The following is a 12218-nucleotide window of genomic DNA, read 5'->3' as shown; positions in this document are numbered from 1 at the left end:
ACTTTATAGTATTGTGATGACCTGCCGCGCCAATGACATCAACCCTTATTACTACTTCCTGCATTTATTTAAAACGTTGCCGAGCAGAGATGTGGGTGATGATGACTTTACCGACTTAATGCCGTGGAATGTGCAGCTAGACTTTGATTATAGCTAAGCGCACTGCTTAAATGCCCGCTTACGTTGGTTGCGCCAACATCATTTAGCGAATAGATGCTTTAAGGCTAATTACGCGCTTATTTTTTTCCGAACTAGGCGTAAGTCCGATGTAATGAGAGCTAAGCACATTGCCGATTGAACAGAGTTGTGACCGTATATCACGCAGTTTTAATTTAGCCGTCGCCTTCCCTGTTTATACAAGTGAGAAAGACCGCTACGCTTTCAATCCAGGCCAGGTTGAAAAATTTAATTAGTCGCTAAAAATAAATTAATTATTGTAAAGCAGACTCTAATATTTTCTTAAAATAATTAAAGAAAAAGGTACCCAAGACTAAGCGTAGTGCTACTGGCTTGAGTTCTCTGTGGTTATAACAACCTCAGTTCTCACCTCCTCCTGCTAAATAAAACGTCGTAGATCACATACAAATAACTTTGCTTATTTACAACTATTCACTGGTCAGTATTTAGCTCTATAGTTTACACAGAAACATTTCTGTATTGTGAACTACCCACCGACGCCGCTTCGCGTCGATCAGTGGGCTTCTGCAATCTAGCTTTTAAAGGCTAGGCTGCTTCTTTTTCCTCAGATCCCACACCAAACTTTAATTGCTCAAAGACTTTCGTTTTGATCGGCGATTTCTGCTGAAATTTGGGCAACGCCTGGCTAATATCCCATTAGCCATTAAATCTTTTTCACCTGTATCTGCTATTGATTTAGCCGCAGATAAGTCTCTGCACTGCACTAAACCACAGTTTTCACAGGCGAATTCTCGAACACGTAAATCGAATGTGTGCTCATGTTTGCATTCATAACAAATACCGGACGATTTCACAAAACGCCCTATTTCATGGTACACAGCGCCATTTAATTCCGCCTTGTATTTGACCAACGATGTGATCATACCCATCACATTATCGTTCACCATTTGGCCGTTAAATTGCTGCATTCCCTTCACATTTAAATCCTCAAACACGATGATATCAATGGTCTTGGCTATCGAGCAGGATACTTCGTGAGCGAACGCGAGGCGTTGGCGAGAGGTTTTTACGTACCAAGCGTTTGAACCGACAACTGTATGTTGGCTGTTGATGTCGTAACCCACAAGCGTTGATAAGACTTGTTTTGCGCTCTTACACTCAGCTTCCTGAGTCAGTGAAACCTCCCATTTTCCATCTCTTAATTGCACAGTGGCAGTCTTGATTTTACTCGCCAATTTACGATGTAAAACAATCGGCACTTTGCCAATTTTAGGAATGCTGATAGCGCCATTTTCGATGCGAATACAATCTGAATTATTGACACAACGAAAACTATCATCGTGCAATTTTTTCTGCTTAAAACTCACTTTAAAGGTCGGAAACTTTTGCAGTCGCCCTTTGGTAAATGAATTTTTTAAAGCGGTTTCTAAATCTCGCGCTACTTGCTGTGCAGCCGCAGAGTCAAAGGCTTTTAGCCACGCGAATTCTTCGAACTTTTTTAAATCTCGAATGAGGGCTGCCATTTCATTGTAAAACAAAAACGTTTTGTCGTATTGATATCGACGCATGTTTTCAGATAACAACAGATTCCACAGACCACGAGAATACGAGCCAAACTCAATGAGTTTAACCTCTTGCTCCATGATCGGTTTTAGTCGAAAGTTGTATCTGAGTGTTTTTTTCATATACTGTATAGGCTACTGTATAAGTCGGGATTGTCAAATGGAATTTCAAACTAATTCACACTGTAAATACCTAATTGCCCTGCATTTAATTCTTGTGGTTAAATACCGAAAACAACTACTACAAGGTGAAGTTGGTGATTTTGTAAAACGTAAAATCGTTAAAATCTCATCTCGCTCAGGGTTTATTGTGGAGGAAATTGAAGTAGACAATGATCATATTTTGCTAACAATCTCACCAACTATTTGTGTGGCCAGCTATGTTCGCAGAATTAAGCAGTCGACCACTCAAAGTTTGTGGGGTAAATTCAGTTGGCTTAAAAAGCAATTTTGGCTCGAAAAAACCTTTTGGTCTGACGGGTACTTTTTCTGCTCAGTCGGAGATGCATCCGCTGAAACAGTTCGAAAATACATTCAAGAACAAGGGTAGCTTATCGATTCATCCCACCGACGCCGCTTCGCGTCGTTCAGTGGGTTTTCTCGACAGATTCGATAAATTACCATTTTTACTATATTTTAAATCAATTTGAGCATATTGAGCATATAACATTCATAAACAACTATCGGCTACAATGAATTTCTTGCATAAACAAGGTAAGAAAAACCTAATTTGTGAATTATTATTTATACAACATAAATACATATACTCGTGAAAATATACACTCTCTAATCCATAGTGACCCCGATGGGGTCACTATGGATTATCCACATAAATACAGCTTAAAATAAATCTTGATATGATAATAACATACAGATATCATTGACGTATGTTTTTAATAAACGGATGACTAACATGAAGAATAAGTCAAAACTGCCAAAGATAATTGCTGTTGTGAACCAAAAAGGTGGCGTAGGTAAATCACTGAATTCAAGTATTATTTCTGAATACGCTTCTATAATTGTTCATATGAATGTATTAGTTGTTGATTTGGATATGCAATGTAATAGTTCAGATTTTTGGGTAGGTATGGAAAATAGCCCACAATCTACAGGAGGGCAAATACCGCCTATTCACCCAGATTACATAAAGGGTGACCCTGACTTTGATGATGTAGAAGAAAGATCAACTATTGCTGATACTTTTTACGGAAAAGAAATTCTCCCATATGAGACTTACATTAATCCTAAAAATGGATTTAAGGGTAAAGTTGACTGTTGCCTTGGTCATCCTGAATTATTAGAAAAGATCAATCAAGAGTTTTCAACTGAAAGTGGACAAATTGAAGCAAAGGTTATCAGTAGATTAAGAGATATTTTATATAATGAATTTGTTGGTGAGGAATACGATCTTATAGTTTTAGATACCGGCCCATCAAGAAACCCTGTTTTTAGATCTGCCCTACGCTGTGCCACGCATGCCATAGTACCTTTTGAGCCAGAAGAAAAATCGATTCAAGGTATTAATGCAATGATTCAAGTAATAACGTCTGAAAACTTCTCTAGACCTGATGACGAACAGTTACGTTTGGTTGGTTTAGTTCCAAATAAAGTAAGAATTAATACAAAGTTACATAAAAGTACGCTAGATATTTTACATAAAAAATTAAGAAATATTATGCTTCCAAAAGAATTATTTATTCCTTTATCTGCAGCATTTCCCGAACGAGACCTTAAATCTATAAGCCCAAAAAGTATATTTCAAATAAGTGAAAGTCATACCGCTAAGAAGCATAGTGAAGCACTATGCCACTATATACTTTGTGACGTTTTTGGAAAATCGATTATCAACAAAAGAATGAAATATTAAAGTGACCCCGACGGGGTCAGTAAGGAAATATTATGGCAAGAAAATTAGGTGCAAGAAACACAAGAGCTGGAACTGGGAATATTTCAGAAAATTCAACTACACAGAATACTGAAAAATGGGTTGGTTCAGTTGCAGAACAGTTATCAGAACAGAGTAAATTAAAAGATGATATTGTAAAATCGATTCCCATTGATTATATAAAAACAGACCAAGATAATCCAAGAAAGCTAAAAGTAGATATAAATTTAATAAAAAGAATAGCGGAAAATAATCCTATTACTGATTATTTAACAAATGAATTAGATAATGCTTGGGTGGAAGAATATATAAACATAGTCACAAATGATTTTAATTTAATTGATAAACAAATTGGAGATTTCAAATCAATTGTCGAGTTTGCTACCGTTTTAAGGTCACCAAAAAGATTGTTGCATTCAATAGTAGTATGGAAAGAAGAAAGTATATTTCATTTAATATCAGGTGAAAGAAGAGTTCTTACACATGTGCTGTTAGGTGAGTCTTATATATCATCAAAAATTTACCTTCAAAAACCGACTGCTGAAGAAATTGATTTACTACAATGGGAAGAAAATATCCATCGTGAGGATATGACTCTTTTTGAAAAAGTAGAAAGGGTAAAAAAGTTTACAATAAATCAATTTAAAAACACAAAATTATCGGTAAGAAACTTATCTAAACTATCGGGATTAGGGAGATCAGATTGTCAAAGGTATTTAGCGATCATTAACTATCCAACAAATACCTTAATAACAGCTATTCAAGAAGGAAAAATTACCGCACTTCAAAAGGCGGCTTCTTTAGCTCAGCTATCAGAGGTTGAGTTGCAAGCAACCTTATCAGGTAAAAAGATTGAAAAAAAATTAAGTATCTCACCTGCTGTAAAAATTAGCCGAAATGCCGACACGACTGCAATGAAAAAAATAATTGAAGTAGTAGCAAGTAATTATGAAGTATCTGAAATGTTGAAAGATTTAGATTTAACTAAACACAAAGATATAAATGCTGCATTTAACTCATTATTAATATTTTTAACTGAAAAAAAATAGGGTGGGGCTATGGTAAGAATTAAAAATTCAATTTCTGCCAAAATGGTTAAGCGGATGGCTGTTCGAGTTCCTGAGAAGATGATCTCTAAAATATCTGAAAATATTGAGTCCTCTGGGTATAACAAAAAACAAAGGTTATTCTGGTTTGAAGATATATTAAAAGAACTTTTTGAAAAAGAAGATTGTTATAGTTTAATTGCTGAAGAATTCATAAAAGCAGGTACGACTAAAGTAATAAACTTAAGTATTACAGTCGATACTTTTAAACAGCTAGATAAAATAGTAAAAGCTGTTGAAGAAGAAGAGGGTAGTAAAAAAGATCGAAGCTCTATAATTAGAACAGCTATATTACAACGTTTGATAGATTCAAACATACAAACAGGGAGCTAGATAGTGACTAAAGATTTAATATCTTCTGAACAACTTGAATTGTTTGTTGCCAACATTATTGATGCCGCCCCGAAGGGGGATACACAGTCAATGGAGTTCCCATTGTTTAGTGTGAGTTCTAAAGTAGATAAAGACTCATTTTTTTATACTAATAAAAAAACAGGAGCATCTATTGAAATAATTCCAAATGAAAAGGGGAGGGCGACAATACATGACAAAGATCTTTTGCTGTATTGCTTTGGACAAATAGCTGAAGCAAAAAATAGAGGGCAATCAATAGGTCAAAAGATTCATGTTACCTTGTATGATTATTTGAAAAGTACAAATAAAAGTACAGATGGAAGATCATATAAAGGTGTTTTAGATTCTTTAAAAAGATTAGCGGGTACAACAGTCTATACAACGACAAAAAAAGGAGACTTTAAACGAGATAAAGGATTTAGTTTTGTTAGTGATTATGACTTAATTACAGATGAAAAATCAGGGAGAATGAAATATGTTGAATTAATACTACCATCTATTCTTTTTGATGCTGTTTCAAATAATCAAATATTAACCTATACATCACAATATTTTACATTAACTTCCCCTTACGATAGGCGTTTATATGAGCTATGTCGAAAACATTGTGGTAATCAAGCCCAGTGGGAAATAGGCTTAGATAATTTATATAACAAATTTGGTGTTAAATCTCCTCTTAGAGAATTTAGGAGAAAGATCAAAATAATAGATAAAAAACAAAGCATACCAGATTACTTTATCATGTATGCAACGGCGAAAATGACAGGTTCCGTTGAAAAAGTCATAGTATTTAAGGATAAGGGTGGTCGTTTAAAATCCGAAAAAGAATACCAAAAAAGAGATGAAATATCGTGATCCTAAACACAAACATGAATATTTATATTTTTTTTGAAGGTAATCTTCGTGATCCTGAACACATAAAAAAAATAACCCTCAATAACATACAGTATGTTATTGAGAATTTATTATTTAACCATAATTTAAAATTTTTAAGGTAACTTTAACAACAATAACTGTGGACAAACCTGTGTATAAGATGTGCAAAACCTGTGATTTAGATTGAGAAGCTAAACACATAATAATCGAGAAGCTAAACACAAAAAAACGTGAAGCTAAACACAGAGTATCGAGATGCTGAACACCGACATGAACACAAACTATAGTGAAGGTAACCACACTATAACGTGAAGTTAAACACATAAAAGCCTTGAAAGGCTTTACAGCTATGGCTTTAGAAATATGTAACTTATTAACTTACTAACTATATTAATAACTTGTTATAACGTGATTTTTAATACTAAAAAATATTTAACTTATATATTAAGTAATTATAAATATTGTTTGAATAGAAGCCAAAAAAACACAGTTAATCGATATCAATGAATGAACCAGATTATGTATCTGGTTAAAGGCTGAAAATTCATTTATATAATCTTCTACACTCTAGCTAATCATAAAATTAAGATTATAAGTATGAAAAATTACAATAATTTAGCTAAAAAAGACTACTTAAAAGACGATTTTAAATAATCTTTTCTTTCTAAAAGCTCTTTATCAGTTAAAAAAGTTTTAAATCCTGGTTTTTTTCTAGTAAATGATCTAAATGCTAATAAAGGAGTACTTTCTAGTTGTTTATCATAAGAAATTTTTTTAAAAGATTTATCTAACATTGAATGAAGGTTAGTAAAAAATTTTTTAGAAGGCTTACTTAAGATTATTATAGGAAGGGAGCAATACTTACCTTTAAATGTTTCATCTTCAGTACTTATATTTACTCTACATTTTATACGTTTGGAACTTATAGGAGAGAGAAGTTCATTATATTTGATTTGATTAAGTTTAATTAAGTCTTGTGCATAAACACCGTCTTTACCTTTAAAGTAATTGTTAATGATGAATTGTATTTCTATTGGTGCTAAACAACGGCCCTTACCTTTATTAATTATTTCTGGCTGGAAGGATACTTTGTTAATTAATGAGTTATTAGAGTCTATAACAACAATATGTCTAATTAATTCTTTAATGTTAAGTCTTCCATCACTATCAATAGAGCTAATTACTTTATTAAATTTAGGAGGATTAGTTTTATAGAACTCGCGAAGATTCCTTAAAGATTCTTTTACTTTATCTTTAAGCTCATTAACTAGAGTGACTTGATCTTTTATCTCATGATTATGTAAACAAGAGATATAACCATAATAGGTATTTACCTTATTACCATTAATATCCTCATCATCATAATAGAAATTGGAATAAGGTACTGATAAATCGTTAATAATATTAATCGAAGAGCCAACCATAAAGTTTTGAGTAATAATATCAAATTGAATTTGATGTTCATTCAATAGTAAACAAAGTTTTGTTATTGATCTTTTAACAGACATTAAGTTTAGTTTTAGCTCTCGTGTAATTACATTTTCCATAAATAGGATAACCCCAAAACTTATTACTAATAAAAACAAGTATAATTATCCCACACCCCAAAGACAAGTTATCCTTCTTAAAAAATTAGTTAGCTAGCACAGGTGTTTGAGTAATTTGTTTTTATATTATTAATTCTTTGGGTGTGGGATGAAAGTGTAGTTAAGATAAATAAACATAATTAAATAGATTTATATAAAAGGAATTATCGTTTGAACAGCTTGGAAATTTCGTACATACCACTAGCAGTATCTGCTTGCTCAGTGTATCTTGCCACCATTACTGGAGTAGTCCAGCCACCAGCATCTTGAATTTTTTTATCTGCAATACCAGCCTCAGCCATAGTAACTGCGGCACCTACACGTTGACTATGGCCGGTAATGGCAAGTTCGATACCGCTTTTACTTGCAACGCGCTTTAAGGCTCTATAAACAGATGAATAATCGAGCCTTTTCATATCTTTAATACGTGTAATAGATTCGTCATAAGGTAGTAAAGATGTACCTTTAGGGGAAATAGGCCTAAATAATATACCTGTGTTAATCCTCGTTAAGTCACTCTTTATCTTGGGGCTTTGATGCTTATTATTATAATTTGCCTCTTCAATGTAATCAGAAACATAGTTAAGGGTAGTATTAGAAATATATCTAAATTTTCCTATACCTGATTGATCTGTTTTTGATTTTGGAACAAGTAACTTATTGCTTTTGTGATCAATATGCTTGAGTTGAACTGAAGTAATCTCATCAGCCCGTAATAAACCATCAAACATCATATTAATTAATGCTAAGTCACGTATATCGAGGAGTGTATCAGGAATAAGATTATCATTAATATATTCAAGGTCACGCAAACGTAGAGCAGGTGCTTGGTTAGCTCTGTTGTATATATCATATTCTCTGAGCTCTAATTTTATATAGTCACGTAAATATACAGATTGTTTTAAAGGGTTAGGTAAATTAGCAATGGACATAAATTTTGAAAGCGTAGATATACGATGAACAATCGTATTATAAGATAGTTGTGACTCGCACATAGATGTCACATAATCTTTAATACTAATTTCCGTTATCTGGACATCGGGAGTTAAACCAGGATAGTTATTTACAAAACAAAATTGGTAATAGTGTTTCAAGTCACTTTTGTAGGAGCGCTGGGTATTAAAAGGTAACCGGTTAAATATGTCAGTAAGATATTTATCCGCAGATGCTTTATGCTCGTTAGGAACAAAAACATTTAAATCATGTAATGTAAGCTCAGCCATTGTTATTCTCTGAAAGTTTTATTTTATGGTGCCTATCTTCATAAAAGCTAATCACTTCATCGAGAGCCTCATCTAATTTATCAAATTCATGTATCTTTTGTATTCGTTTGATTCTGAGTTTCAACGAATTCGACAGTTGCATTGTAGTAATGTCATTTTTAATTCTAGAGCGTTTTTTTTGTTCTTGTCGTAAGATATTCATTTTAAAAATTATCCAAGATATTTTTAACTGTGAACAAGCTGAATTCCAGATAACTCCGTACAGGACATATATCGCATGAAAAACAGTGACTTATAATAAATTTGTTATTTTTGCCAAATAATGAGTATTATTCGTCTAACTACACCATTCTCTGTAACTTCTATAGCAGAATAACACAGCAAATCTGTAAACATAAAAATGTCCTATAGGACATTTTTATGTTTACAGAATGTGTTTTATTAGCAAAACACTATATACATAACCATAGTATAACTTAATGTTACCATTGCGCAAGATAAGTATAATTATCATGCGCAATGAAATAAAAACTAAATGGGGCTTAAATCTTAAGGAGTTAAGTGGTTCAATAGATTTGACCACCCTAGTAATGGCATCATTTATATAAAAAATTTAACTCGTGAAAAACCGGTTATCTTATTTGATAGTAAAATAGGCTTAGTTATCAATTAAGATAACTTGAGACTGCAAAAGCCAATTGAAAGCCTGCTTGAGTTAACTGGCTAAAACACTTGAAGGCGTAGACCGTCTGCAAGCTTATTTAAATGTTGAGAGCTGTTATTTTTATAATAATATTTGATGTCTCTGACTTGAATATCAATATGAGCGGCAGCGTGCTAAGAACTTCATATAAACATTTGGAGTAAATCCTCTAATCTATCGAAGTTAACCTTACGATCGACTATCAAAAATGATAAACGGACCTGCCAAGTTATCATAATTGATAATTGTGCTAGTTATTAAATACTGCCGTATTACAGGCTGAACTAGAGCAAGAGGTATTAATCTTGGGGTTAGTTGCCCATCCCCCTCGAAACAATGTTGCGAGTCAGCCTATTTTTTAACAGTAATTTGAGGGGGTAACAATTATCAAAAGTACTCTCATAATGAATTTATCTAAAAGTCATAGGGCTTTGAATAAATTAACTAAAGCTAGAGCACAACAAGGCTTATCAATTACTTTCAGCAAGTAAGGTTCATTTCGAGTGGATAACCCCTAAATGTAAATATCGTACTACTCGCTACAGTATTGTGTGCTACAATAATTTCTCAAGTATAAAAACAAAAGAATTGCTAATGAAAAAATTTTACAACCGAGAGGTACAACTTAATAAGCTAAGAGATATCTCTAACCATATAGCTGATAGTAAAGGGCGATTAAGTGTCGTTGTGGGTAGACGGAGAGTGGGTAAAACCCGTTTACTTAACGAGGCTTGTTCCGGAGATTCAGTAGATAAAAATAATTATTTATATTTGTTCATTAGTCGTAAATCTGAAGCTGTATTGGTTGATGAATTTGCAGCAATTATAAAAAACAAATTTAATACTAAATTTTTTCAACCAAGTAGTTTGAAAGATATTTTTGAATACCTGTTTGACTATGCAACCACGCAGCCGTTAACCTTAGTTGTTGACGAATTTCAAGATATTGAAAAAGTTAATAGCAGTTTATTTTCTGATTTACAAAACCTCTGGGACAGCTACAAAAATACCAGCATGATACATTTTGTTTGCTGTGGCTCTTTATATAGTTTAATGACTAAAATATTTAAAGGCGCTAAACAACCTTTGTTAAACCGTGATGATTATTTTTTTAAAATACCTCCTTTGTCACCTACTTTCATTAAGCAGGTAATGGTTGATCAAAACCGTTACAGTGCAGAAAATATGCTGCTGTGGTGGTGTTTGTCTGGTGGCATTCCAAAGTATTTAGAATGGCTAAGTAATACCGAGAAAGACGCTCTTACTAATGCACGTAATACAGACGAAAAACAGGTTTTTGATGAACTGATTTCTAGTGCTTCACCGCTAATAAAAGAAGGTGTACATCGCCTGGTAGAAGATTTTGGTTCGGAGCATCGTACCTATTTTGATGTGCTTGGTGCAATAGCTAATGGTTTTACTGCTAGATCACGCATTGAAAACTATTTAAATATTGGTATAGGAACAATTTTACAAAATCTTGAAAGTGAGTTTGACATTATCGCCAAAATGCGACCTATTACCTCAAATGAGAACTCTAGAGATGTTCGCTATAAAATTGTAGATCCCTTTCTTAGATTTTGGTTTAAATTCATTTATAGCAACCGTAGCGCAGTAGAGATGGAGAATTTCGATTACATTAAAAAAATACTCAATCGTGACTTTGACACCTTTTCAGGTATCGAGCTTGAAGCTTTATGTGAAGCTATATTAATTGAATCTAAACTATTTAATCGCATCGGTAGTTACTGGGACAAAAAAGGTGAGAATGAAATAGACATTGTTGCTATTAACGATCTTGATAAAAGAATATTAATTGTGGAAGTGAAGCGACAATTTAAGCGCTATAGCCACAATAAATTAGTAATGAAGTCATCAGGATTGTTAGAAAAATTAAAGTTGAAAAACTATCAAATAGATTATCAATGTTTTTCTCTTGATAACCTAGATGAACAGATAGATAAATTATTTACAGCTGATTTTTAGGTGGTAGCCATTCATCTAGCCCTTTAGCGCCTATTTGTCTATGCAACAGTCATAGTTAGAGTGGGAGTGTTATTAACGTATGTAGACTTAAACCAAAATCTGCAAATCAAAAACAAGGCTGTCACGACTTTTCAAAAAGAGTTTTTTATGAATTATGCGATACATATTATCTTTCTCGGATAAATAATTATCCGAGCAGTAAAAGTCTGCCACTTATTGTGCGTTTATAGTACAAAGCATGCCACTCTTTTGGCTTCACCCCCGCTTTTTGTTTATTTAATGCTTTCGCACCCACTGCAGCGTCACTTGCTTGATGAGCAGAGTTTGTGTGCTGATGAAACCCGTACCGGAGTTTTTCAAGTTAGTTGTCGCATCAAGTTAAATTTTATGCCACCCGCATTTCTTCTTGTTTATCTGGATTTAAATTTACTTCATTGATCATTGTCCAATCTCGAGACTTTCCTGACCAACGACTTGGGTTCTGTAATTTCGCCATTTCATTTACCTGATGACGTTTCGCTAGTATCGCTTTATCTAACCCTAAATGACGCTGGTTTGGCGTGACAAATTTAATACCGCTGTGTAAGTGTTCATTGTTGTACCAATCTACAAACCCACTAACCCATTTTCTTGCGTTCGCGATATCTTCGAAAGCTTTTTCAGGATACTCCGGACGATACTTTAACGTCTTAAATAGCGACTCAGAATACGGGTTATCATTACTCACAGACGGTCGGCTAAATGAAGGAACAATACCTAACTCCTGCAATGTTGCCAATAACGTTGCTCCTTTCATTGG

Annotated in this window: 11 protein-coding genes; 7 read left to right on the top strand and 4 right to left on the bottom strand. The window is 33.5% G+C overall.

Annotated features, from left to right (window positions below):
- Positions 1–157: transposase domain-containing protein (locus tag AC0UA9_RS16460; protein WP_475661721.1), on the top strand; the 157-nt coding region annotated here is incomplete at its 5' end.
- Positions 158–761: 604 nt separating this feature from the next.
- Here AC0UA9_RS16460 and AC0UA9_RS16455 read toward each other — a convergent pair.
- Positions 762–1823: an RNA-guided endonuclease InsQ/TnpB family protein gene (locus tag AC0UA9_RS16455; protein WP_475661719.1), complete on the bottom strand. Its 1062-nt coding sequence runs from the start codon at positions 1821–1823 to the stop codon at positions 762–764.
- A gap of 37 nt (positions 1824–1860) precedes the next feature.
- Between AC0UA9_RS16455 and tnpA the strand changes: the two genes are divergently transcribed.
- The 5 genes from tnpA (at position 1861) to AC0UA9_RS16430 (ending at position 5900) form a co-directional block, all read left to right on the top strand.
- The gene (gene tnpA, locus AC0UA9_RS16450) at positions 1861–2250 is read left to right on the top strand and encodes an IS200/IS605 family transposase (RefSeq protein WP_475661716.1); all 390 of its coding nucleotides are present in this window, start codon (positions 1861–1863) and stop codon (positions 2248–2250) included.
- A gap of 363 nt (positions 2251–2613) precedes the next feature.
- Complete coding sequence (locus AC0UA9_RS16445; protein WP_475661713.1) at positions 2614–3567, top strand: ParA family protein; 954 nt, start codon at positions 2614–2616, stop codon at positions 3565–3567.
- A 32-nt stretch (positions 3568–3599) separates the two neighbouring features.
- Positions 3600–4634 carry a ParB/RepB/Spo0J family partition protein gene (locus tag AC0UA9_RS16440; RefSeq protein ID WP_475661710.1) on the top strand — a complete coding sequence of 345 codons (1035 nt, stop codon included), beginning with the start codon at positions 3600–3602 and terminating at the stop codon, positions 4632–4634.
- A gap of 9 nt (positions 4635–4643) precedes the next feature.
- A complete protein-coding gene (locus AC0UA9_RS16435) occupies positions 4644–5024 on the top strand; it encodes a hypothetical protein (RefSeq protein WP_475661708.1) in 381 nt (126 codons plus the stop codon).
- Between the two features lie 3 nt (positions 5025–5027).
- On the top strand, positions 5028–5900 hold the full coding sequence (locus AC0UA9_RS16430; protein ID WP_475661707.1) for a replication initiator protein A: 873 nt from the start codon (positions 5028–5030) through the stop codon (positions 5898–5900).
- Between the two features lie 650 nt (positions 5901–6550).
- Here the strand turns inward: AC0UA9_RS16430 and AC0UA9_RS16425 are convergent.
- Together AC0UA9_RS16425 and AC0UA9_RS16420 are read right to left on the bottom strand one after the other, a co-directional pair.
- Positions 6551–7468, bottom strand: a complete 918-nt coding sequence (locus tag AC0UA9_RS16425) for a hypothetical protein (RefSeq protein ID WP_475661705.1) — start codon at positions 7466–7468, stop codon at positions 6551–6553.
- Between the two features lie 203 nt (positions 7469–7671).
- Entirely contained in the window at positions 7672–8730 is a 1059-nt protein-coding gene (locus AC0UA9_RS16420; RefSeq protein ID WP_475661703.1) for a tyrosine-type recombinase/integrase, read from the bottom strand.
- 1297 nt (positions 8731–10027) lie between these two features.
- On the opposite strand from AC0UA9_RS16420, the gene AC0UA9_RS16415 reads away from it, so the two are divergent.
- A complete protein-coding gene (locus tag AC0UA9_RS16415; protein WP_475661702.1) occupies positions 10028–11419 on the top strand; it encodes an ATP-binding protein in 1392 nt (463 codons plus the stop codon).
- 385 nt (positions 11420–11804) lie between these two features.
- Here the strand turns inward: AC0UA9_RS16415 and AC0UA9_RS16410 are convergent.
- Positions 11805–12218 (bottom strand): transposase (locus AC0UA9_RS16410; protein WP_475661700.1); only part of this gene is annotated, 414 nt, incomplete at its 5' end.

It is taken from the genome of Colwellia sp. F1, from assembly GCF_056238625.1.
Note: the sequence above shows the minus strand (reverse complement) of the source record. Positions and strands in the feature narration are given on the sequence as shown.